Origin of the sequence: Micromonospora sp. NPDC005206, from assembly GCF_040608175.1 — a bacterium.
Classification (GTDB): Bacteria; Actinomycetota; Actinomycetes; order Mycobacteriales; family Micromonosporaceae; genus Micromonospora.
In genome coordinates, this window is the sequence record NZ_JBEXHU010000004.1 from 42408 (window position 1) to 65896 (window position 23489).

20 protein-coding genes are annotated in these 23489 nt (G+C 71.7%); 12 read left to right on the forward strand and 8 right to left on the reverse strand.

The features are described from left to right. The first annotated feature begins 2 nt into the window (after positions 1 to 2). Complete coding sequence (locus ABZU69_RS06330) at positions 3 to 2708, forward strand: DNA polymerase III subunit gamma and tau (protein WP_354963354.1); 2706 nt, start codon at positions 3 to 5, stop codon at positions 2706 to 2708. Here the strand turns inward: ABZU69_RS06330 and ABZU69_RS06335 are convergent. After that, complete coding sequence (locus tag ABZU69_RS06335; protein WP_354963355.1) at positions 2705 to 3409, reverse strand: DUF998 domain-containing protein; 705 nt, start codon at positions 3407 to 3409, stop codon at positions 2705 to 2707. The two genes, ABZU69_RS06330 and ABZU69_RS06335, sit on opposite strands and share 4 nt — an antisense overlap. A gap of 204 nt (positions 3410 to 3613) precedes the next feature. Here ABZU69_RS06335 and ABZU69_RS06340 point away from each other — a divergent pair, with 204 nt between their 5' ends. The 7 genes from ABZU69_RS06340 to ABZU69_RS06370 all read left to right on the forward strand — a co-directional run bounded on the left by ABZU69_RS06340 (position 3614) and on the right by ABZU69_RS06370 (position 10771). Further along, the gene (locus ABZU69_RS06340; protein ID WP_231931157.1) at positions 3614 to 3922 is read left to right on the forward strand and encodes a YbaB/EbfC family nucleoid-associated protein; all 309 of its coding nucleotides are present in this window, start codon (positions 3614 to 3616) and stop codon (positions 3920 to 3922) included. A gap of 8 nt (positions 3923 to 3930) precedes the next feature. Further along, the gene (gene recR / locus ABZU69_RS06345; RefSeq protein ID WP_354963356.1) at positions 3931 to 4524 is read left to right on the forward strand and encodes a recombination mediator RecR; all 594 of its coding nucleotides are present in this window, start codon (positions 3931 to 3933) and stop codon (positions 4522 to 4524) included. Positions 4525 to 4768: 244 nt separating this feature from the next. Next, entirely contained in the window at positions 4769 to 6442 is a 1674-nt protein-coding gene (locus ABZU69_RS06350; protein WP_354963357.1) for an ABC transporter substrate-binding protein, read from the forward strand. A gap of 100 nt (positions 6443 to 6542) precedes the next feature. Further along, positions 6543 to 7550, forward strand: coding sequence for an ABC transporter permease (locus ABZU69_RS06355; protein WP_354963358.1), 1008 nt, complete (start codon positions 6543 to 6545; stop codon positions 7548 to 7550). Positions 7551 to 7615: 65 nt separating this feature from the next. Further along, a complete protein-coding gene (locus tag ABZU69_RS06360; RefSeq protein ID WP_354963657.1) occupies positions 7616 to 8575 on the forward strand; it encodes an ABC transporter permease in 960 nt (319 codons plus the stop codon). 112 nt (positions 8576 to 8687) lie between these two features. Continuing rightward, positions 8688 to 9674, forward strand: a complete 987-nt coding sequence (locus tag ABZU69_RS06365) for an ABC transporter ATP-binding protein (protein WP_354963359.1) — start codon at positions 8688 to 8690, stop codon at positions 9672 to 9674. After that, complete coding sequence (locus ABZU69_RS06370; protein ID WP_354963360.1) at positions 9671 to 10771, forward strand: oligopeptide/dipeptide ABC transporter ATP-binding protein; 1101 nt, start codon at positions 9671 to 9673, stop codon at positions 10769 to 10771. Before ABZU69_RS06365 ends, ABZU69_RS06370 begins: the two co-directional genes overlap by 4 nt. Positions 10772 to 10841: 70 nt before the next feature. On the opposite strand, the gene ABZU69_RS06375 is transcribed toward ABZU69_RS06370, so the two are convergent. Together ABZU69_RS06375 and ABZU69_RS06380 are read right to left on the reverse strand one after the other, a co-directional pair. Further along, positions 10842 to 11333, reverse strand: a complete 492-nt coding sequence (locus tag ABZU69_RS06375; RefSeq protein ID WP_354963361.1) for a hypothetical protein — start codon at positions 11331 to 11333, stop codon at positions 10842 to 10844. Next, positions 11315 to 11971, reverse strand: coding sequence for an HNH endonuclease family protein (locus ABZU69_RS06380; RefSeq protein ID WP_354963362.1), 657 nt, complete (start codon positions 11969 to 11971; stop codon positions 11315 to 11317). Before ABZU69_RS06380 ends, ABZU69_RS06375 begins: the two co-directional genes overlap by 19 nt. Before the next feature lie 107 nt (positions 11972 to 12078). Between ABZU69_RS06380 and ABZU69_RS06385 the strand changes: the two genes are divergently transcribed. Beyond that, entirely contained in the window at positions 12079 to 13572 is a 1494-nt protein-coding gene (locus ABZU69_RS06385) for an MFS transporter (RefSeq protein ID WP_354963363.1), read from the forward strand. A 72-nt stretch (positions 13573 to 13644) separates the two neighbouring features. On the opposite strand, the gene leuA is transcribed toward ABZU69_RS06385, so the two are convergent. Together leuA and ABZU69_RS06395 are read right to left on the reverse strand one after the other, a co-directional pair. After that, entirely contained in the window at positions 13645 to 15396 is a 1752-nt protein-coding gene (gene leuA, locus ABZU69_RS06390) for a 2-isopropylmalate synthase (protein WP_354963364.1), read from the reverse strand. 237 nt (positions 15397 to 15633) lie between these two features. Further along, positions 15634 to 16905, reverse strand: a complete 1272-nt coding sequence (locus tag ABZU69_RS06395) for an MFS transporter (protein ID WP_354963365.1) — start codon at positions 16903 to 16905, stop codon at positions 15634 to 15636. Between the two features lie 78 nt (positions 16906 to 16983). Between ABZU69_RS06395 and ABZU69_RS06400 the strand changes: the two genes are divergently transcribed. Continuing rightward, positions 16984 to 17970, forward strand: coding sequence for an ArsR family transcriptional regulator (locus tag ABZU69_RS06400; protein WP_354963366.1), 987 nt, complete (start codon positions 16984 to 16986; stop codon positions 17968 to 17970). Between the two features lie 5 nt (positions 17971 to 17975). Here ABZU69_RS06400 and ABZU69_RS06405 read toward each other — a convergent pair whose 3' ends face one another. Together ABZU69_RS06405 and ABZU69_RS06410 are read right to left on the reverse strand one after the other, a co-directional pair. Continuing rightward, positions 17976 to 18506, reverse strand: coding sequence for a nitroreductase family protein (locus ABZU69_RS06405; protein ID WP_354963367.1), 531 nt, complete (start codon positions 18504 to 18506; stop codon positions 17976 to 17978). Positions 18507 to 18590: 84 nt separating this feature from the next. After that, entirely contained in the window at positions 18591 to 19376 is a 786-nt protein-coding gene (locus tag ABZU69_RS06410; RefSeq protein WP_354963368.1) for a hypothetical protein, read from the reverse strand. Positions 19377 to 19644: 268 nt separating this feature from the next. On the opposite strand from ABZU69_RS06410, the gene ABZU69_RS06415 reads away from it, so the two are divergent. Then, complete coding sequence (locus ABZU69_RS06415) at positions 19645 to 20910, forward strand: aspartate kinase (RefSeq protein ID WP_354963369.1); 1266 nt, start codon at positions 19645 to 19647, stop codon at positions 20908 to 20910. A gap of 5 nt (positions 20911 to 20915) precedes the next feature. Beyond that, the gene (locus tag ABZU69_RS06420) at positions 20916 to 21974 is read left to right on the forward strand and encodes an aspartate-semialdehyde dehydrogenase (RefSeq protein ID WP_354963370.1); all 1059 of its coding nucleotides are present in this window, start codon (positions 20916 to 20918) and stop codon (positions 21972 to 21974) included. A 44-nt stretch (positions 21975 to 22018) separates the two neighbouring features. Here the strand turns inward: ABZU69_RS06420 and ABZU69_RS06425 are convergent, their stop codons facing one another. Beyond that, entirely contained in the window at positions 22019 to 23440 is a 1422-nt protein-coding gene (locus ABZU69_RS06425) for a sensor domain-containing diguanylate cyclase (RefSeq protein WP_354963371.1), read from the reverse strand. Between the last annotated feature and the right edge of the window lie 49 nt (positions 23441 to 23489).

The window sequence follows — 23489 nt, forward strand, 5'->3', positions numbered from 1 at the left end:
GAGTGACGCTGGCGCTCTACCGCAAGTACCGGCCGCGTACCTTCGCCGAGATGATCGGCCAGGAGCAGGTCACCGAGCCGCTGTCACAGGCGCTGCGCAGCGGGCGGCTCAACCACGCCTATCTCTTCTCCGGCCCGCGCGGCTGCGGCAAGACCTCCAGCGCCCGGATCCTGGCCCGTTCGCTCAACTGTGAGCAGGGCCCCACTCCCGAGCCGTGCGGCAAGTGTGAGTCCTGCCGCTCGCTGACCACCGACGGCGCCGGCTCGATCGACGTCATCGAGATCGACGCGGCCAGCCACGGTGGTGTCGACGACGCCCGCGAGCTGCGCGAAAAGGCGTTCTTCGCGCCGGCCCGCAGCCGCTTCAAGATCTACATCATCGACGAGGCGCACATGGTGTCGACGCAGGGCTTCAACGCCCTGCTCAAGCTGGTCGAGGAGCCGCCGGAGTACGTCAAGTTCATCTTCGCCACCACCGAGCCGGAGAAGGTCCTCGGCACGATCAGGTCGCGGACCCACCACTACCCGTTCCGGCTGTTCCCGCCGAAGGTGCTTCGGCCGTACCTGGAGCAGCTCACCGAGGCGGAGGGGGTGACCGTCGAGCCGGCGGTCTTCCCGCTGGTGGTGCGCGCCGGTGGGGGCAGCATGCGGGACAGCCTCTCGGTGCTCGACCAGCTCATCGCCGGTGCCGGGCCGGAGGGGGTCACCTACGCCCGGGCCGCCGCGCTGCTCGGGGTCACCGACGCCGCGCTGATCGACGAGATGTGCGACGCGCTGGCCGCCGGGGACGGCGCCGCCGCGTACGCCACCGTCGACCGGGTCGCCGAGGCCGGGCACGACCTGCGCCGGTTCGCCTCCGACCTGCTGGAACGGCTGCGCGATCTGATCGTGCTCCAGCAGGTGCCGGACGCCGCCGCGAAGGGCCTCATCGACGGCCCGGCCGACCAGATCGAGCGGATGGCCGCGCAGGCCTCCCAGCTCGGTCCGGGCACGCTCTCCCGCTGCGCCGACATCGTGCACGACGGCCTGGTGGAGATGCGCGGCACCACCGCGCCCCGGCTGCTGCTGGAGCTGATCTGCGCCCGGATGCTGCTGCCCGGCGCGGACGACTCCACCGGCGGCCTGCTCCAGCGCTTGGAGCGGATGGAACGCCGGCTCACCCTGAGCGGCGCCGACGCGCCGTCGGCCGCCGCCGGCTCCGCCCCGGCGACCCACCCGGCGGTACGCGCACAGCAGGCCTCCCCGTCCCCGGCACCCGCTGCCGCCCCGACCTCCGCACCCCCGTGGGCGGTCGACCCGGCCCCGAACACCCCGTCATCGGCCCCGAGCACTCCCGCCTCGGCCGCTGACACGCCGATCCCGGCGTCCCCCGGTGCGTCGGCGACCGTCGATCGGGCCGTACCCGTCTCGCCAGCCGGGCCCGGCTCGCCCGGTGGGTCGCCGGCCCCCCGCCGCGCGGTGCCGTCGTCGGCGGTGCTTCCCGACCCGGCGACGCCGGCGCCGCCCCGACCCGGTGCGCCGGCCGCGGCGCTGGACGCCGTCGCGGTCCGCCGGGTCTGGCCCGACGTGGTCGGCAAGGTCAACCGGACCAACAAGCGGATCGCGGCCCTGATGCGCGACGCGGTGGTGCGCGACCTCGACGGCGACACGCTGGTGCTGACGGTCAAGTCCACCGTGCTGGCCAAGATGATGGCCGACCACTCGGCGGTGCTCACCGACGCGCTCTACGAGGAGTTGGGCGGACGCTGGCAGATTCGTTGCGAGGTGGCCGGCGAGCGGGGCGGCGTCTCGCTGTCCGGCCCGCCGCGTTCGCAGGCCGCCGCGCCGGCCCGACCCGCTTCCTCGCCGACGCAGGCGGACGCCTCACCCACACCGACGAATGCGACCGCCGCCCCCGGCCCGACCGGCGGTCCGGATTCCCGCGCTGGTCTGCCCGGGGGCGCGTCCGGTGCGCCGGGCGTTTCCGGTGTCTCCTCCGGCGCCGGTGCCAACGGAAACGCCCCCAACGGTCGCGCCACGGGTCGGCAGCCCGGCGGGCAGCGGTCCGGGTCGGCTCCGCCGGCCGAAGCCGAGGACGACTGGCCGGAGGCGGCCCGCCCCGGTGGCAGCGCCCCCGCCGCCGCGCCGACGGATGACGAGGACTGGCCGGAGGCCGCCCGACCGGGCGGCGTCGTCGCCGACACCGCGCCGGCCGGCGCCAGCTCGGCACCCGCCGGCGCGAACGGCACGGACCAGGGCGGCCCCGACGCGACGGCCGCCGGTGCGACCAGCACCGACCTGGGCCGCGCGGGTGAAAGCGGCACCGGCGCGACCGGCGGCGGTAAGCCGAACGCGCGGGCCAACCCCACACCGGCGGCCCGCCAGCCCGCCGCTGGCGGCGCACCGGTGAGCAGCGCCATCGCCGCCGCCCGCGCGGCAGCGGCGGGGCGCGGTCCGCGTACCGGAGCGACGGCCCGGCCCACGGCGGACGCCGAATGGGCCGGCGAACCGCCCTACGACCCGGACTTCGACGGTCCGTTGCGCGGTGCCAAGCCGGGTGCCGCGGCACCGGCGGCCACCCCGACCTACGAGGGGTTCGACCCGGGCGACGAGCCGCTGGACGAGGTCATCGACGAGAAGACCGCCCGGGAGTCCAGCGAGGAGCAGGCGGTACGGCTGCTCCGCGAGACGTTCGGGGCCGAGAAGATCGACGAGGTCGACGCCCGCTAGCGGCGCTGCCAGCGATGATCATTGGACGGTCGGCGCTGCCGACCGGGTGCGCTGCGCCCGCCGCCGGGTGGCTCGGCGAGCAGGACACCGAGGCAGCAGGCCCAGAGCGGGAAGGGCAGCACGGCGACCCGTTCCATGCCGCCCACCCCGATCCCGAGACCCTGCTGGGCGAAGAACAGCACCGTCCCGACCAGCGCGGTCAGCCCGGCGGTGAGGGTGAGCCGGCGCCACCGGCCGAGCATCGTGGTGCCCGGTGCCAGCCCGGCGAGGAGCAGGCCGAGGTTGCCCACTCCCATGATCAGGACAGCGCCGAGGACGTGCCGGTTCTCGTCGACGTCCGCTGGGTAGACGGCTGCCAGCGCGTACCCGCCGGTGGCCAGCAACAGCAGCGTCTGGGCCGACCGCACCACGCCGCCGCGACCGAGGATCCGCCCGGTCAGCAGGAGCCCGGCGGCGAGCAGAACGGCGGTGGCCAGCGTGGCGGTGTTCATCAGTGGGTGCCAGGGCGAGCAGACGTAGCGGGGTCGGCTGCTGTCCCAGATCCCGCAGTGGACGTTGCCGAGGTCGCTGATGTTGTGGGTGGCCCAGCTGTAGGACGGGTGGCGCCAACGAAGGCCGGTGACCAGGTTGGCGGCGAGGAAGATTGGTACGGCCGCCACCCAGCACAGCGCGCCGACCCGGGTGGTGCGGTTGAGGTTCATGCCGACGAGCAGACCAAACCGGCGGGTGTTGCCGCACTACGCGTAGGTGGCCGGTTCCGGGTAGTGACAGGTGTACTCCTTCCGGCTCCGGCGTGGGCGGACGCACCGGGCGGGGCGGGGTCGGTCCCAGCGGATAGGCTGGGCGGCGGCCGAGCAGACGAGTGCGAGAAGGAGCCATCCGTGCGCCCAGGTGGACAGCCGAACATGCAGCAGATGCTGAAGCAGGCGCAGAAGATGCAGCAGCAGATCGCCGCCGCCCAGGCCGAGCTGGCCGAGGCCGAGCTGACCGGCACCGCCGGCGGTGGGCTGGTCACCGCGACCGTCTCCGGTTCCGGGGAGCTCAAGGCCATCAAGATCGACCCGAAGGCCGTCGACCCGGACGACGTGGAGACGCTGGAGGACCTGGTCGTCGCGGCCGTGCACAACGCCGCCGAGGCGGCGCGTGAGCTGACCGAGCGCAAGATGGGTCCGGTCACCGGTGGCATGGGCGGCCTCGGCCTGCCCGGTTTCTGAGCCGGCAGATGTACGAAGGTGCCATCCAGGATCTGATCGACGAGCTGGGTCGGCTGCCGGGCGTGGGCCCGAAGAGCGCCCAGCGGATCGCGTTCCACGTCCTGTCGGCGGATCCGGCCGACGTCAACCGGCTGGCCGGCGCGCTGCGCAAGGTCAAGGAGCTGGTGCGGTTCTGCACGACCTGCTACAACGTGGCCGAGTCCGAGCAGTGCCGGATCTGCCGCGACCCACGCCGTACCGACGAGGTGCTGTGTGTGGTGGAGGAGCCCAAGGACGTGGTGGCCATCGAGCGGACCGGTGAGTTCCGCGGCCGCTACCACGTGCTCGGCGGCGCGATCAATCCGCTGGAGGGGATCGGTCCGGACAACCTGCGCATCCGGGAGCTGATGACCCGGCTGAGTGGCGGCAAGGTGCGCGAGCTGATCCTGGCGACCGACCCGAACACCGAGGGCGAGGCGACCGCCACCTACCTGGCGCTGATGGTGAAGCCGATGGGGATCGCGGTGACCCGGCTGGCGAGCGGGCTGCCGGTCGGCGGTGACCTGGAGTACGCCGACGAGATCACCCTCGGCCGGGCTTTCGAGGGGCGCCGGGCCGTCTGATTCGTACCCCCGGGGGTGGTGTCGTCCCTGACGATGCCACCCCCGTCGCGGTGCCCCGCCCCGCGCGGATCGATGTGTCGCCCCATGTGTTCGTCGTGCCGTCGACTGTCAGACCCCCGCGCAAGGTGTCGGCTTGATAGCGATTGCCTGACGCCAGTTCCGCTTCGCGTGTGACATGTCATAGCCTCCCGCACACGGACCGAGCCACAACTCGGCGTGGTCATGCGCATGACAGAGGTGAGAGATGCAGGCGAGAAGGCTTAAAACGGCTGTGGCCATCGCGGCCGTTGCCGCTCTGGCGGTCGGCGCGGCCGGCTGCGCGGAGAGCGAGCGCGACGGCGACAGTGGCGAGGCCAAGACTGGCGGCACCTTCATCTTCGCGGGTGCCGGTGACCCGAAGAACTTCGATCCGATCTTCAACGATGACGGTGAGTCGTTCCGGCCGGTCCGGCAGATGTTCGACACCCTGGTGAGCCACAAGCCGGGCACCGCGGAGCTGCAGGGCGGCCTGGCTGAGAGCTGGGAGCACGACCCGGACGGCAAGGTCTGGACGTTCAAGCTCCACCAGGGCGTGAAGTTCCACGACGGTACGCCGTTCAACGCCGCTGCGGTCTGCTTCAACTTCGACCGCTGGTACAACATGAAGGGCGCTGCCGCCCAGTCCCAGATGATCTACTACATGGACACCTTCGGCGGGTTCGCGAAGAACGAGGCCGAGGGCGCCGGCGAGTCGATCTACAACAAGTGCGAGGCCAAGGACGACGGGACCGCCGTCCTGACCCTGAACAAGTACAAGGGCGCCTTCCCGGGCGCCTTCGCGCTGACCTCGCTCTCGATCGCGAGCCCCGAGGCGCTGGGGAAGTACGACGCCAACACGGTGAAGCAGAACGGCGACTCGTTCGAGTACAGCGCCTTCGCCACCACCAACCCGGTGGGCACCGGCCCGTTCACCTTCGGTGGCTGGGACAAGGCCAAGAACGAGATCACCCTGAACCGGAACCCGGACTACTTTGGCGAGAAGGCCAAGGTGGACAAGATGATCATCAAGGTCATCAAGGACGAGAGCACCCGCAAGCAGGAGCTCCGTGCCGGCACCGTCCAGGGCATCGACTTCCCGGCCCCGGCCGACCGCACGGCGCTCGAGGGTGAGGGCTTCCAGGTCATCAACCGCCCGGCGTTCAACGTCCTCTACCTGGGCATCAACCAGAAGAACCCGAAGCTGAAGGACCTGCGGGTGCGCCAGGCCATCGCCTACGCGCTCAACCGCCAGCAGCTGGTGCAGACCAAGGGCCCGGGTGGCGCCAAGGTCGCCGACGAGTTCATGCCGGACACCGTGCTCGGCTACGCCCCGGACGTGCAGAAGTACGAGTACAACCCGGACAAGGCGAAGCAGCTGCTCAAGGAGGCCGGCGCCGAGGGTCTGACGCTGAACTTCTACTACCCGCCGGACGTCTCCCGGCCGTACATGCCGAACCCGCAGGAGATCTTCACCGTCCTGGCCAACGACCTGCAGGCCGTGGGCATCAAGGTCAACGGTGTGCCTCGCCCGTGGAACGGTGGCTTCAAGGACGACGTGCAGCAGTTCGGCAAGCACGACCTGCACATCCTCGGCTGGACCGGTGACTACAACGACCCGGGCAACTTCGTCGGCACGTTCTTCGGCCGCGGCAAGGCCGAGTTCGGCGACCAGTCGATGACCGAGATGTTCGAGGCCATCACCAAGGCCGACGCCACCGTCGACGAGGCGGGCAAGAAGGCGGCTTGGGAGCAGGTCAACAAGGACATCGCCGCCAAGTGGCTGCCGGCCGTGCCGGTCTGGCACGCGCCGCCGGCCATCGTCGTCACCAAGGATGTCAAGGGCCTGGTGGCCAGCCCGCTGACCGACGAGCGGTTCAACACGGTCAGCGTCGCCAAGTGACGTACGTCGGCTGACGCCGTAGGCGCGAATCGGCCCGGTCCGGGGCTCCTTCCCCGGTCCGGGCCGATTCCGCGATCATCGAGAGTCTGGTGTGTGAGAGATGTTGCGAGTCATAGTCCGCCGCCTGCTACAGCTGGTGGTGACGCTGATAGCGCTGTCGGCGCTGATCTTCATCTGGCTGCGGAATCTGCCCGGCGGCCCGGTGGAGGCGCTCCTCGGCGAGCGGGGCACGCCCGAACGCCGCGCCCTGCTGACCAAGGCCCTCGGCTACGACCAGCCGGTCCTGGTGCAGTACGGCAAGTTCATGCAGCGGGTCGTCACCGGCGACTTCGGCAACTCGATCCGGACCGGTGACCCGGTCACCGAGGTCATCAGCCGTGCGTTCCCGGCCACGATCGAGCTGGCTCTCGCCGCGATGATCATCGCGGTCGGCCTCGGGGTGCCGCTCGGCTACCTCGCTGCCCGCTGGCGGGGACGTTCCCTGGACAATCTCACCATTGCCGGCACCCTGCTCGGCATCTCGATCCCGATCTTCTTCCTGGGTTACCTGCTCAAGGATGTCTTCACGCAGAACATCCACTGGTTCCCGCCGTCCGGACGGCTCACCACGGGTCTGGACAACACCAACGTCACCGGCTTCTTCGTGCTCGACGGCCTGCTCACCCGGGAGTTCGACGCGAGCGCCGACGCGCTGTGGCACCTGATCCTGCCGGCGATCACGCTCGCCACGATCCCGCTCGCGGTGATCGTGCGGATCACCCGTGCCAGCGTGCTGGACGTGCTCAACGAGGACTACGTGCGGACCGCCGAGGCGAAGGGCCTGCGGCACCGCACCATCCGCGGCCGGCACATCCTGCGCAACGCGCTGCTGCCGGTGGTCACCACCATCGGCCTGCAGACCGGTGCGCTGCTCTCCGGCGCGGTGCTCACCGAGAAGGTCTACAACTGGGGCGGCCTCGGCACGCTGATCACCGACTCGATCAGCGGCGGCCGGGACTATCCGGTGCTCCAGGCGATCATCCTGCTCGCCGCGATGGTCTTCGTGGTGGTCAACCTGCTGGTCGACCTCTCCTACGCCTTCATCGACCCGAGGGTGCGTGTGCGATGAGTGACCCGATCACCCAGGCCGGCACGCCGGCTCCCCGCAGTGGGGACGACAAGCCACGCCCCGGCATGAGCGAGCGCAGCATCGGCCTGCTCGGCGACCGCAAGAAGGCCCGCCTGGATGAGCTGGCCCAGGCGAGCGCGGCCGACCGGGGCGGAATCAGCCTCGTCCGCGATGCCGTGCGCCGGCTGCGACGCAACCCGGTGGCGATCGTCGGAGCCAGCATCGTGGGTCTGTTCGTCCTGGTGGCGATCTTCGCTCCGCTGATCGCCCCACACGACCCGGTGCAGCGCTTCGACGAGCTGACCAGGAACCTCACCGTGGATTCCATCCCGGGCGCCAGCGGCGAGTTCCCGTTCGGCTCCGACCCGCTCGGCCGGGACTTCCTGTCCCGGATGATCTACGGTGCCCGGCAGACGCTCTTCGTCGGCGTCCTCGCCACCCTCATCGGTCTCGCGCTCGGCGTGCTGCTCGGCGCGATGGCCGGTGCCTTCGGCGGTTGGGTCGACGTGGTCCTGATGCGGCTGACCGACGTGATGCTGGCCCTGCCCAGCCTGCTGCTCGCGATCACCCTGGTCGCGATGGCCAGCCGGTCGAGCCAGTGGACGGTCATCTTCGCGGTGGCCATCGTGAACGTGCCGATCTTCGCCCGACTGCTGCGCGGCGCGATGCTGGCCCAGCGGGAGAGCGACCACGTGCTCGCCGCCCGCGCGCTCGGCGTCAAGCAGCGCAACATCGTGCTGCGGCACATGCTGCCCAACTCGCTGACCGCGGTGATCGTGCAGGCCACCCTGACCTTCGCGGTGGCCATCCTGGACGCCGCGGCGCTCTCCTTCCTGGGCCTCGGTGACCCGGACATCAACCGGGCCGAGTGGGGCCTGATGCTCGGCGTGGACGGTCAGCGCTACTTCGAGGTCCGCCCGGAGCTGGCGTACTACCCGGCGCTCGCGATCATCGTGGTCGCGCTCGGCTTCACCCTGCTGGGCGAGGCGATGCGCGAGGCGATCGACCCGAAGAACCGGCGGTGACGGCGGTGCGAGTGAACAGCACGACCAACGAGCGCCAGTGGCGAGCGCGAGGAGTGAGCTTGCGGGACCCGCAGTCGCGAGCGCCGCGCCAGTGCAGTGAGGAAGTGACCCGATGAGCCTGCTCGACGTCCGTGACCTGAGCGTGGTGTTCCAGCGACGCGGCGAGCGGCCCTTCACCGCCGTCGACAAGGTCAGCTTCACCGTGGAGCCGGGCCAGACCGTCGGCCTGGTCGGCGAATCCGGCTGTGGCAAGAGCGTGACCAGCCTGGCGATCATGGGCCTGCTGCCCAAGCGGGGCAACAAGGTCACCGGGGAGGTGCTCTTCGAGGGCGCCGACCTGCTGAAGCTGCGGCCGGACGACATGCGCGACCGGCGCGGCCGGGAGATCAGCATGATCTTCCAGGACCCACTGTCGTCGTTGAACCCGGTCATCCCGATCGGGATCCAGGTCGCCGAGGTGCTGGAGCGCCACCAGGGTCGGGACCGCAAGCAGGCGTTGCGGGAGGCGCGGGAGCTGCTCGACGCGGTCGGGATTCCGGATCCGCAGCGGCGGCTCAGCGAGTACCCGCACCAGATCTCCGGCGGGATGCGCCAGCGCGCGTTGATCGCCATCGCGTTGGCCTGCAAGCCTCGGCTGCTGATCGCCGACGAGCCGACCACCGCGCTCGACGTGACCATCCAGGCGCAGATCCTCACCCTGCTCAAGCAGCTGGTCGATGAGACCGGCACCGCGCTCGTCATGATCACGCACGATCTGGGCGTGGTGGCCGGCCTCTGCGACACGGTCAACGTGCTCTACGGCGGCAAGGTGGTCGAGCGGGCACGACGGCACGAGCTGTTCGCGCACGCCCGGCACCCGTACACGCACGGGCTGCTCAACTCGGTGCCCCGGCTCGACTCACCGCGTGGTGAGCGGCTCCACGCGATCCGCGGGTCGGTCTCCGACAACATCCCGTGGGCCGAGGGGTGCGCCTTCGCGCCGCGCTGCGACAACGTCGTGGACGCGTGCCTGGAAGGGCCTCCGCCGCTCGAACCCACCGCCACCGGCGGCGACATCCGCTGCAACAACCCCGTCTCCGAGGAGGTGGCGGTCCGATGACCGAACAGACCGGACCTCTGGTCGAACTGCGCGACGTCAAGGTCCACTTCCCGATCAAGAGCGGCCTGCTCTTCGACCGCACCGTCGGGTACGTCTACGCGGTGGACGGCGTCTCGCTGAGCATTCAGGCGGGTGAGACGTACGGCCTGGTCGGCGAGTCGGGCTGCGGCAAGTCGACGCTGGGCCGGGGCCTGCTGCGACTGGTCGAGCCGACCGACGGCGAGATCGTTTTCGACGGCACCGACGTACGTTCGCTCAAGGGCGAGTCGATGCGTCAGGCCCGGCGCCGGATGCAGATGATCTTCCAGGATCCGCTGTCCAGTCTCGACCCCCGCCAGTCGGTGGAATCGCTGCTGGTCGAGGGGCTCAAGGCGCACGGCCTGGCCGGTGACAAGGCCGAGACGAACCGGCGGCTGCGCGAGACGCTGGAGGCGGTCGGCCTGCCCGCGTCGGCGCTGAGCAAGTACCCGCACGAGTTCTCCGGCGGTCAACGCCAGCGAATCGGCATCGCCCGGGCGCTGGTGCTCGACCCGGACCTGATCGTCGCCGACGAGCCCGTCTCCGCACTGGACGTGTCGATCCAGGCCCAGGTGCTCAACCTGCTGGAGGACCTGCAGAACGAGCGCGGCCTGACGTACCTGATCATCGCTCACGACCTGGCGGTGGTCCGGCACATCGCCGACACGGTGGGCGTCATGTACCTCGGCGGGCTGGTGGAGGAGGCGTCCAGCGACGACCTGTACCGCGAGCCGATGCACCCGTACACGCGGGCGCTGATGTCCGCGGTGCCGGTACCGGACCCGGTGGTCGAGGATCGTCGGGAGCGGATCCTCCTCGCCGGCGACCTGCCCTCGCCGACCAACCCGCCGTCGGGCTGCCGGTTCCACACCCGGTGCCCGTGGGCGCAGCCGACCCGCTGCGCGGACGAGCGGCCGGCTCTACGCGACGTGGTCGGCGGGCACCGGGTGGCCTGCCACTTCGCCGAGGACATCGCCGCCGGCCGGATCCGGCCGCACGAGGTCGAGGTGGAGCTGGTCCGCCCGACCGAGGGCACCGGCCCGGTCGACCCGCCGGGCGAGCTGATCCCGACCCCGTGACGCAGCCAGGGGCCGTCCTGTCACAGGACGGCCCCTGGGCACTGCGGCCTGGCGTGCCCCGGCGTGGGGCTCAGCCCTCCGGACGGTGCAGCAGGGCCACCGCGACGCCGTGCACCGCGTCGAGACCCGCCGGGTCGGGCAGCGGCACCGAGCCGCCGGTCACCGCGTACCACTCGTCCGCGTCCTTGTACTGCACGTTCAGCGTGACCCGGCCGTCGGCGTAGCTGGTGCGCAGTGTCAGCTCCCCGGTCACCACACCCACCTCGTCGGTCATCACTCCGCCCGGCCCGGGGACGATGTCCGCGGTACGCGTGGCGCCGCTGGCCGCGTCCGCATCCATGCCGGCGCCCGGCGTCGCGGTGTCGGGCGGGTTGGGGCCGTCCGCGTTCATCCCCGCACCGGGCACCGTGCCGGCGGTGCCGGTGCTGCCGTCCACGGTCATGCCCGCGGTCGCCGGTCCGGCCGGCGCGCTGCCGGCCGCAGCCGCGTCGTCGCCGCCCGCGTCCGGCGTCTGCTCCGGGGCGGGGGTTCCCCCAGCGCCCGTCACGGCTTGTTCGCCCATGTGCAGCCCTCCAACATCTCGGTCAGGGCGGTCTTCTCGGCGCTGGTCACCGTCAGCCGCCAGTGGTGCTTGACCGTCACCCAGCTCTCGGCGTACTGGCACCAGTACGACCGGTTCGCCGGTTTCCACTGGGACGGGTCCTGGTCACCCTTTGCCCGGTTGGAGGACGCGGAAACCGCGAGGAGCTGAGGCCGCGTCGTGTCGTTGGCGAAATCGCCGCGCTTCGCGTCGTTCCACTCGTCGGCACCCGAACGCCACGCGTTGGCCAGCGGCACCATGTGGTCGATGTCCACGTCGGAGGGATCGGTGGCGCTGCGACCGTCGTACACGCTCTCCCAGCGCCCGCCGACCACATTGCAGCCGGAGAGCTTCACGTCCTTGCCGTCGCGCTGCAGGATGGTGTCCCGCACGTCGCAGTTCTTGCCGGTGTTCCGCCAGTGCGGGAAGTGCTCACGGCTGTAGCCCTTCATCGAGCCGGCGCTGGCGACCGTCAGCTGGCCCAACTGCTCAACGGCGTTGCTGCCGCCACCCGGTGGCGCGGTGTCCGGCTCATCGGGCGGGACGCAACCGGCCACGCCGAGCGCCAGCGACGCGACGAGCGCGGCCACCGCCGCGCGCGGTCCTGATCTGGTACGCACAGACGACACCTCTCCAGCTTGCGGTCTCCCGGCGATTGCGCACAGTACCCGGGGATGGTTTCGGCGTTTCGTGGCGTCTCCCACATGCTGCAAGGCAGATTGGTGGGATGACCGCACCCGTACCGGCGCCGGCACTGCGGATGGGGACCGCCGCCGGCCGGGGGACCCTGCTCGCCACCGTGCTCGCCTCCGGCATGGTCTTCCTGGACAGCACGGTCGTCAACGTGGCGCTGCCGAAGCTCGGCCAGGACCTCGGCGCAAACGTGGCGGATCTGCAATGGACCGTCAACGGCTACCTGCTGATGCTGGCGGCGTTCGTGCTGCTCGGCGGCGCGCTCGGGGACCGCTTCGGCCGGCGACGGGTCTTCCTGACCGGGGTGGTCTGGTTCACCGCCGCCTCGGTGCTCTGTGGGCTTGCCCAGGGCACCAGCTGGCTGATCGCGGCCCGGTTCCTCCAGGGCGCCGGCGGGGCCCTGCTCACCCCCGGATCGCTGTCGGTGCTCCAGGCCAGCTTCCACCCGGACGACCGGGGTCGGGCGATCGGCGCCTGGGCCGGGCTGTCCGGCGTGTCCACCGCACTGGGTCCGTTCATCGGCGGCTGGTTGATCGACACGCTGTCCTGGCGGTGGATCTTCTTCCTCAACCTGCCGATCGCCGTGCTGGTACTGCTGGCGGCCCTGCGCTGGGTGCCGGAGAGCCGGGACGAGAAAGCATCCCGGACCGTGGGACCGGGCCGGACCCGACGCCGGTTCGACGTGGCCGGGGCGCTGCTCGGCGCGCTCGCGCTCGCCGGCGTCACGTACGCCCTGATCGACGCGCCGGCGCGCGGCTTCGACTCGGCCGTGGTGGTGGTCGCGGCACTGGTCGGTGTGCTAGCCGCGGTGGCCTTCGTGCTGCTGGAACGGCGGCGCGCAGACACCGCGATGCTGCCCACCGGGCTGTTCAGCAGCCGGCTCTTCTCGGTGCTGAACATCTTCACCGTGGTGGTCTACGCCGCGCTCAGCGGCTTCACCTTTTTCTTCGCCGTCTACCTGCAGAACGTGGTCGAGTGGTCGGCCTTCCGCACCGGGATCGCGCTGCTGCCGATGACGGTGCTGCTGCTGATCGGCTCCGCCCGGGCCGGCGCGCTGTCGGCGCGGATCGGCCCGCGGCTGCCGCTGGCCGTCGGACCGGCGGTGGCGGCCGTCGGTCTGCTGTTGCTGCGCGGCGTCGGCCCGGGCGCGTCGTACTGGCGGGACGTGCTGCCCGGGGTGCTGCTCTTCGGTCTCGGGCTGACCCTGGTGGTGGCGCCGTTGACCGCGTCGGTGCTGGCCGCCCTGGAGGACCGGTTCTCCGGGGTGGCCAGCGGTTTCAACAACGCCGCGTCCCGGGCGGGCGGCCTGCTCGCGGTGGCCGCGCTGCCGCTGCTGGTCGGCCTCTCCGGCGGCGGGTACGAGCAGAAGGCCGACCTGACGCACGCGTTCCGGGGCGCGATGACCTGGTGCGCCGGCCTGCTGCTGACCGGCGCGGTGCTGGCCCTCGTCCTGGTCCACCGGCCGCCCCGCGCGGCCCCGCCGTCGCAGCCCTGCCACTCGCTGCCCGCCGCCACACCCCCGAAGTAAGGAAGGGCCCCTTATTAACGCCAGGCGTTAATAAGGGGCCCTTCCTTACACTTCGACGTCCGGAGGGTGCGTTCAGCCGCGGGCGCGGTTGACGGCGCTGGTGACCGCCTTGATCGAGGCGGTGACGATGTTGGCGTCGGTGCCCACGCCCCAGACCGCCCGGCCGTCCACCTCGCACTCCACGTACGCGGCGGCCTGCGCGTCCCCGCCGGAGGAGAGCGCGTGCTCGTGGTAGTCGAGCACCCGGACGCCCACCCCGACCGACTGGAGCGCGTTGACGTACGCGTCGATCGGGCCGTTGCCGACCGCGGCGAGCGAACGCTGCTCGGCGCCCACGCCGACCTGAGCCTCGATCTCGACCTTGCCGTCGGTGGTGCTGATCGTGTAGCCGGCCAGGCGTACGGCCGGGTCGGGCTGGTGGTCGAGCAGGTAGTGCGTCGCGAAGATCTCCCACATGGCGGCCGGGTCGACCTCGCCGCCGTCGTGGTCGGTGACCTGCTGCACCACGCCGGAGAACTCGATCTGGAGCCGGCGGGGCAGGTCCAGCTGGTGCTCGCTCTTCATGATGTACGCGACGCCGCCCTTGCCGGACTGCGAGTTGACCCGGATGACCGCCTCGTAGGTGCGGCCCAGGTCCTTCGGGTCGATCGGCAGGTAGGGGACCGCCCAGGTGTGCTCGTCCACCGGTACGCCGGCAGCCGCCGCGTCGGCGGTGAGGGCGTCGAAGCCCTTCTTGATCGCGTCCTGGTGGGAGCCGGAGAAGGCGGTGTAGACCAGGTCGCCGGCGTACGGGTGGCGTTCGTGCACCGGCAGCTGGTTGCAGTACTCCACGGCCCGCCGGACCTCGTCGATGTTCGAGAAGTCGATCATCGGGTCGATGCCCTGGGAGAAGAGGTTGAGCCCCAGCGTCACCAGGTCCACGTTGCCGGTGCGCTCGCCGTTGCCGAACAGGCAGCCCTCGATCCGGTCCGCGCCGGCGAGCAGGCCCAGCTCGGCGGCGGCCACGCCGGTGCCCCGGTCGTTGTGCGGGTGCAGGCTGAGCACCAGGCTGTCCCGGCGCGGCAGGTGCCGGTGCATCCACTCGATCGAGTCGGCGTACACGTTCGGCGTCGCCATCTCGACGGTGGCCGGCAGGTTGATGATCAGCTTCCGGTCGGGCGTCGGGTCGATCACGTCGATGACCCGGGCGCAGACCTCCACCGCGTACTCCAGCTCGGTGCCCGTGTACGACTCCGGCGAGTACTCGTAGTGGATGTCCGTGTCCGGGGTGTGGATTTCGGCGTACTTCTGGCAGAGCCGGGCGCCGGAGGTGGCGATGTCGGTGATGCCGTCCCGGTCCAGGCCGAAGACCACCCGACGCTGGAGGGTGGAGGTCGAGTTGTAGAAGTGCACGATCGCCCGCTTCGCACCGCGCAGCGACTCGAACGTGCGCTCGATCAGGTGCTCCCGGCACTGGGTGAGCACCTGGATGGTGACGTCGTCCGGGATCATGTCCTGCTCGATGAGCTGCCGGACGAAGTCGAAGTCGGTCTGGCTGGCCGACGGGAAGCCGACCTCGATCTCCTTGTAGCCCATCTGGACCAGCAGCTGGAACATCCGGCGCTTGCGCTCGGGCGACATCGGGTCGATCAGGGCCTGGTTGCCGTCCCGCAGGTCCACGGCGCACCAGCGCGGCGCGGCGTCGACGTGCCGGGTGGGCCAGGTGCGGTCCGGCAGGTCGACCCGGAACTGCTCGCGGTAGGGCTGGTAGCGGTGGTACGGCATCCGGCTCGGGCTTTGCCGGGCGATCGGATCGGTCTCAGCGTCGGTGACAGGTTGAGCCATCTCAGAGTGCTCCCTGGAACATGTGGCGTCAGCAGATCGGAAGGTGTCGGCGAGATGCCGGGCGACGGTGCGCGGCGGTGCCGAGAAGAAGTTCGGATGTGCTGGACGGCGCGATGCGACTCCGCGACGAGGTGCCGGCCGGTCAGGCCTCGTCGCGGCGGCTAAGGAGGAGAAGCGCCCGCCACATGACCAAGTAACCGTACGTGATGCGGCGAGGAGCGGGAAGGTAGGTCCGGATTATGGGACCGGGGTCATGACCTGCTCGGGGGCCACGGCACTCAGTCGCGGCGTCCGTTCGGCCCAGCCCACCACGGGTACGATCGCCAGCCCGACCAGCGCGAAGATCGCTGCCGCCGGTATCCAGCCCCACCCGCCGGTCGTCACCCCGAGCGCGGTCAACCCCGCCGGCGCGATCAGGTACTGCACCTGCGTGCCGAGCCGGAACGCCCCCACGTACGCGCCGCGCTGTGCGGCCGGCGGCAGGGTGGCGGTGAGCCCCCAGGTGCCCGCCGACTCGATCAGCTCGGCCAGGATCAGTAGCGTCGCGGCCGACACCAATACGACCAGGGTGAGCGCGCCCCGGGTCACCCCGGAGATCGGCAGGACCAGACAGAACAGGGCTATCAGTAGGGCACCCCGGCGGGAGGCCCGGGCCGCGCCCGGCGCAGTGTCGGCGTCCCGGCTGGCGCGTACCTGGAGCAGCACGATCAGGACCGTGTTGAGCAGGACCAGCCCGGCGATCACCGTCTTCGGGGCGTCGGTGTGGGTGAGGATCCAGAGCGGCAGCACCGTCAGGTAGAGCGTCTGGTGCGCGGTGAGCAGCCCGGAGAGCAGGGACACCGCCATGAACGGGCGGTCCCGGAGCACGGCGAGCCGGCCCATCGGCTCCACCGGCCGAGTCGTCTGGGGCAGCCGGGGCAGTCGCCGTACGAAGAGAGCTGTCACCAGGAACACCGCCGCGATGAACCAGACCATCCCCCGGTACGTCGCCATCGTGTCCACCGCCAGCACCAGGCCGCTGATCACCGCACCCAGCCCGAATCCGACGTTCAGCGACGAGCGCTGGTACGCCATCGCGGTGACCCGTTCGGCCGGGGGGAGTGCGTTGATCGAGTAAACCTGCCGGGCCACCCCGGTCGCGGCGTCCACGGCGGCCAGCGCCATCACCACGGCGAGAAAACCGGCGAAGCCGCCCACGAACGGGTAGGTCGCGAAGAGCGCCGCGTCCAGCACCAGCCCGAAAATCCAGACCCGCTGCGGTCCGTACCTGTCGGTGAGTCCGCCCAGCGGCACCGTACCCAGCAGCGACACCCCCGCCGCGATGGACAGCCCCAGCCCGACCTGGGCGGCGCTGAGCCCGAGCGCCCGGGTGAAGAAGACGGCGCTGCCGGCCTGGAACAGGCCGCCGCCGACGGCGCCGACCATGGCCTGCACCGCCAGGGCGCGGGTCAGCCCAGCCGGCGGTACGACGTTTCGGACGGCGGTGCGGATGGTGTCTCTGGCCCCCATGACCGGTGAGTGAAGCGTGCCCCCACGGGCCCGGTCGAGTCTTTTAGGCTGGACCGAATCCTGAGCCCGGGGGTGCGTGTGTCCGAGTTGCGGTTCAGCCTGGCCGACGTCGCGGGAGTGCGGCTCGCCGTGTCGCCGGCCAACGAGACGGTCATGAGCATGTGGGCACTGGCCAGCCCGGTCCGCTACGCGGTGCACCTGCCCTGGATCGACCGGGCCCGGGTGACGTTGCGTCGTCCAGAGGTGGCCCGCCGGGTCCGACCGCTGGTGGAGCTGACCCGGCCGCGTTGCTGGCTGCCCGACTTCCTCACCCCGGCGGCCCGGCCGAACATGGAGATGGCCGAGCAACTCGACCAGATCGCGGCGACGCCGCCGGACGTGGTGGTCCGGGATCTGCTGGCGACCACCCCGAGCCGACCGTTGAGCCCGTTCGGGCGGGCGCTGCTCGCCGATCCTCGTGGGCTGCTGCCGCAGCTCATCGGCGCGGTGCGGGTCTGGTACGACGAGGCGATCGCCCCGGACTGGCTGCGGATGCGCGCGCTGCTCGACGCCGACGTGGCGTACCGTGCCGCTCAGCTCGCCGAAGGCGGTGCCGGTCGGCTGTTCGAGCAGCTCCACCCGAGCCTGCGCTGGCTCGGCGACCGGGTGGTCACCGACGACCCGTTCAAGCGGGACTTCGACCTCCGCGATCGCGGGCTGGCGCTGAATCCGGGCGTGTTCACCGACCGGAGGGTGCTGTGGAACCTGCTGGAGGACTCGGTGCCGGCCGGGGCGTACCCGGTCCGGGCGGTCGGGACGCTCTGGGAGGCGACCGCGACGCCGCCCGGTGACCCGCTGGCACGCGTGGTCGGCCCCGGCCGGGCCGCGCTGCTGCACCTGCTCGACATGGCGACGACCACCACCGACCTGGCCCGACTCACCGGGATGTCCGCCGGAAACGTCTCCCAGCACCTGGCCGCCCTGCACGCCGCCGGCCTGGTCTCCCGGTCCCGACAGGGTCGGCACGTCCTCTATCGCCACACTGATGCCGCGAAGGTCCTGCTCCGGGCCAGCCGCGGCGGGTGACCCGATCAGGCGAGTAACAGGTCGACGACCGGGCGGCGGTGACGCAGGCCGGTCTCCCGCGCGCGCAGGTCGGCCGGGAGAGCGAACGGGTCCCCGAGCCGGCCGACAGCGGCGACCACCAGCGGGCGGACGCCGCCGGGCAGGTCGAGTTCGGTGGCGAGGCCGGTCTTGTCGAAGCGGGTGAGCTGGCGCACGTGCAGGCCGAGGGCGGTTGCCTGCAAAGTCAGGTGGGCCATCGCCTGACCGAGGTCGTATGCCGCCCGCTCGGCGTCGCCGCCGATGTGCGCGCCGACCACCAGGGTCGCGGCGTGCCGGACCCAGCCCTGGTCGCTGTCCGGGAGGTTGATCAGGATCCGTTTCCAGTTGTCGTCGTCCCGGTGGCCGAGGGCGAACCGCCAGGGCTGCCCGTTGTCCGCCGACGGCGCCCAGCGCGCCGCCTCCAGCAGCGAGGCCGCCTCGTCCGGAGTCAGGTCGGCACTCGGGTCGAAGGCCCGAGGGCTCCAGCGGAAAGCGAGCAGCGGGGTCAGGTCAGCCATGTCAAAAATCGTCCTTTACGGGTGATTCGCCACTCAGGGCGGCCTCTCGAAATGTGGTTAAACGCACCCGTAACGGAACGAAGATCAGAGCGTTCCCGCGCCCGGGCTGTCGGACGGGTCGGGCGTTGGCGGAGCCGCGGTGCCGAGCGGCTCCTCGTCCGCCACCGGACCGGCGAGCTGCACGGTGGCCGGAGCCGGACCGGGCGGAGCGGCGAGCTTCAGCGTCCCGGTCGCCGTCCGGACGCCGGTCGGCGTGCCGTCCCGGTCGTAGCAGTAGATGCCGACGTCCAACGGGGCGTTGAGCGAGGCGGAGGTGGAGTCCACCGAGTAGCAGGTGCCGGTGAGGCCCTCGGGCGTGTCGGCCGGGGCGACCGCGAGCGGCGCGCGCCGGTCGGTGAGCACGTCCAGCCAGTCGGTGAGCGGGTGCTGGACCTGCGGGTCCAGCCGACGCGGAAGCGCGTCGTCACGCTCGCCGAGGCGTACGCAGCGCGCCGGCTCCGGCCACCCCGTTGACGGCAGGGCGCACTGGAACAGCCCGTCGGCGGTGGCCGCCAGCGAGACGTCGGCGGTGCCCCCCAGCGCGCCACCCGGCACGTCCACCCGCCAACTGCCGTCATTCGCGCTGGTGAACACGATGGTGCGGTCCGGTTGACCGGCCCGGCTGAATGCGTACCGCGCCACCAGGTGGCGGTCCTGGGCGGCAGCTGCGAGCGCGGCCAATTCGTCCCGGGCCGCGTCCACCTCCACCGGCCCGGGATCGATGGGCGGCGGGGGCGAGGGCTGCTCGCTGGTGCAGGCGACCAGGAGCGCCGGCAGGGCGAACAGGAGCGGCCCGAGCACGCGGCCGGCCGAGCGGGTGAGGACGGGCACCGGCCCATTCTGGTGGGTCCCGGCGGCCGGTGGGGGCCGTCGCGTACGCGGCTCGCCCCGGCGTGTCGGGCCGGACCGCGCCCGCGTACCGCCCGAGCCCGCGGACCGGGCCGCCCGCGCCGCCCCCGGCCCGGTCGGGCCGGATGGTGGGATCACCCGACCCGGCGTGGCGGCCCGCCCGATACCCTCAAGGGGTCTGACACGCGCCGCCGGCCCCGGTTCCGGCGGCGTCGGCACGCTCAGGGTCACTGGGAGGGAGTGCACCGTCGTGGCACTCGTGGTGCAGAAGTACGGCGGGTCCTCCGTCGGCAACGCCGAGCGGATCAAGCGGGTGGCCGAGCGCATCGTCGCCGCCCGCAAGGCCGGCGACGACGTGGTGGTGGTGGTCTCCGCGATGGGTGACACCACCGACGAGCTCCTCGATCTGGCCAACCAGGTCAGCCCGCTGCCACCGGGCCGCGAGCTGGACATGCTGCTCACCGCCGGGGAACGGATCTCCATGGCGCTGCTGGCCATGGCCATCCACAACCTGGGGTACGAGGCACGCTCGTTCACCGGCTCGCAGGCTGGCGTGATCACCACTTCGGTGCACGGCCGCGCGCGGATCATCGACGTCACCCCCGGGCGGCTCAAGGGCGCGCTCGACGAGGGCGCGGTGGTCATCGTGGCCGGCTTCCAGGGCGTCTCGCAGGACACCAAGGACGTCACGACGCTGGGCCGAGGCGGTTCCGACACCACGGCCGTCGCGCTCGCCGCCGCGCTGCGCGCCGATGTCTGCGAGATCTACACCGACGTCGACGGCATCTTCACCGCCGACCCGCGGATCGTGCCCAACGCCCGGCACATCCGCCACATCACGTACGAGGAAATGCTGGAACTGGCCGCGTGCGGCGCGAAGGTTCTGCACCTGCGTAGCGTGGAGTACGCCCGGCGGGCGGGGTTGCCGATCCACGTCCGTTCGTCATACTCGACCAACACCGGCACGATGGTCACCGGATCGATGGAGGACCTTTCCGTGGAGCAGGCACTGATCACCGGGGTCGCGCACGACCGCAGCGAGGCCAAGATCACAATCGTCGGGGTGCCCGACGAGCCGGGTGCCGCCGCGCGGATCTTCGACACCGTCGCCGGCGCCGAGATCAACATCGACATGATCGTGCAGAACGTCTCCACCGAGGGCACCGGCCGGACGGACATCTCGTTCACCCTGCCCAAGACCGACGGTCCGACCGCGATGGCCGCGCTCAGCAAGATCCAGGAGCCGGTCAAGTTCAAGGGCCTGCTCTACGACGACCACGTCGGCAAGGTCTCGCTGATCGGCGCCGGCATGCGCTCGCACCCCGGTGTGGCCGCCGGCTTCTTCGCGGCCCTCGGCGCGGCCGGGGTCAACATCGAGATGATCTCCACTTCCGAGATCCGGGTCTCCGTGGTCTGCCGGGACACCGACCTCGACGCCGCCGTCCGCGCCATTCACGACGCGTTCGAGCTGGGCGGCGACACCGAAGCCGTGGTCTACGCGGGGACGGGTAGGTAGCGCCGATGACGGCGCTGCCCACCCTCGCCGTGGTCGGAGCGACCGGTGCCGTCGGCACCGTGATGTGTGAGCTGCTCACCGGGCGTCGCAACGTCTGGGGCGAGATCCGGCTGCTCGCCTCGGAGCGTTCGGTCGGGCGGCGGGTGCGCTGCCGGGGCGAGGAGCTCGTCGTCCAGGCGCTGACCCCGGAGGCGTTCGACGGCGTCGACGTGGCGATGTTCGACGTACCCGACGAGGTCTCCACCGAATGGGCGCCGGTCGCCGTCGCCCGTGGCGCGGTCGTGGTCGACAACTCCGGTGCCTTCCGGATGGACCGGGACGTTCCGCTGGTGGTTCCGGAGATCAACCCGGAGCAGGTCCGCAACCGGCCCCGGGGCATCATCGCGAACGCCAACTGCACCACCCTCGCGATGATCGTCGCGGTCGCCCCGCTGCACCGCGAGTACGGCCTGCGGGAGTTGGTGCTCGCCTCCTACCAGGCGGTGTCCGGGTCCGGTCAGGCCGGCGTGGACATCCTCCACGACCAGCTCGTCAAGGTCGCCGGGGATCGCTCGCTCGGATCCCGCACCGGCGACGTACGGCAGGCGGTCGGCGACGACGTGGGTCCGTTCCCGGCGCCACTGGCGCTCAACGTGGTGCCCTGGGCCGGCTCACCGGCCGACGGCGGCTGGTCGTCCGAGGAGATGAAGATGCGCAACGAGTCGCGCAAGATCCTCGGGCTGCCCGACCTGAAGGTCTCCGCCACCTGCGTCCGGGTGCCGGTGGTGACCGGCCACTCGGTGGCCGTGCACGCGGTCTTCGCCACCGAGGTGGACGCCGAAGGTGCCCGCGAGGCGCTGCGCAACGCCCCCGGGGTGATCCTGGTCGACGACCCCGCCGCCGGTGAGTTCCCGATGCCGATCGACGCCGTCGGCACCGACCCGTCCTGGGTCGGCCGGATCCGCCGCGCCCTCGACGACCCGCGCGCCCTCGACCTCTTCATCACCGGCGACAACCTGCGCAAGGGTTCGGCCCTGAACACCGCCCAGATCGCCGAACTCCTGGCCAAGGAACTGACCGCCTGAGCCGGCCCGTCCGGCCCTCCCGCCCGGACGAGCCGGGAGCCGGGTCAGGCGGCGGCCAGGTGGACGCCGTCTCTTCCCTGGCGCTTGACGGCGTAGAGGGCCTGGTCGGCGCGGCGGAGGGTGAGATCGGGCGACTCGCCGGGGCGGGGTAGTGCCACGCCCACGCTGATCGTGCGGCCGGTCCGCCGAGCCGCCTCGGTCAGCCGCTCGGCGATCCGGACTGCCTCCTCCGGGCGGCTCACCTCGATCACCGCGACGAACTCGTCACCGCCGATCCGGTACAGCTCGTCGCCGTGCCGCAGCGCCCCCTCCAGCGCCCGGGCCAGGCCGACCAGCACCCGGTCGCCGGCCTGGTGGCCGTACGTGTCGTTGACCGTCTTGAAACCGTCCACGTCGATCGCGAGCAGGGCCGTACGGCCAGGGGTGGCGGCCGCGATCCGCTGCCCGAACGGGCCGGTGTGCCGCAGCCCGGTCAGCGGGTCGGAGCTGGCCTGTTCCAGTAGCCGGGCCAGCGTGCGCAGCCGGTCCAGGCTGGTCCAGGCCTGCCGGGCGAGCAGCTCCATCAGACTGACCGTGGTCGGGTCGGGGCGCAGCAACCGCTCGTCGGCGACCAGCAGTAGCCCGCCCGCGTCCGTCGGCCCGACGGGAACGGCGACCAGCGTGCGCACCCCGGCCCGGGTCAACGGCCGGTAGTCCTCGGTCGGTGGCTGACCCGCCTCGCCCAGCGTGTACCCGGCGCCGTACCGGTGCGCCCGGTCGACCATCCGACCGAGCGCGGCCGGACCCGCCTCGGTCAGCTCGGCCCGGATCCGGGTCTCCAACTCGCCCGGGACCAGCGGCGACGGCCGCAGGAGGGCACCCTCCGGCCCGGCGATCAGCAGCACCGCGGTGGAGAGGGTGGAGACCTCCCGGGCGGCGCAGCTCGCCGCGCCCATCAGCTCCCGTTCGGTCGGCGCGGACGAGAGCGCGGCGGCGTGCCGGAGCAGCTTCTCGCTGCGGCTCTCCGCTGGCGGGCCGCCGAGCGCGACGATGCGCGCACCGAGCCGGGCGGCCAGCCGCTGCGCGGTCTCCCGCCACGGCTCCAGGTCGACCGGCCCGCTCCACTGCAGGTCGAGCACGCCGATCGCCCGGCCGGACGGATCAAGCACCGGCACGCACAGCTCCGCGGTCACGTCCGGGCGTACCGGCAGGTAGTCCGGGTCGGCGGTGACGTCCGGGACGACGGCCGCGACGCCGGTCGCGTACACCCGGCCGACGATCCCGGTCCCCGGCGGCACGGTGGCGAAGACCTGCCAGGCGCCGGTCGCCGCGACGCAGCGCAGCCGGTCGTGGACCTGGAGCAGCACGGAGATGGTCGCCGGGGTGTAGCGGGACAGCGCGGTGACCGTCCACCGGCAGGCCTCTTGCGCGCTCGACGCCATCGGCAGGCGGACGGTGACGTCACGGATGACTCGCTGATGATCCACTCGCACGTCGTTCCAGGTCGGGGAGGGGCCGGCCGGCGCCAAGCCACAC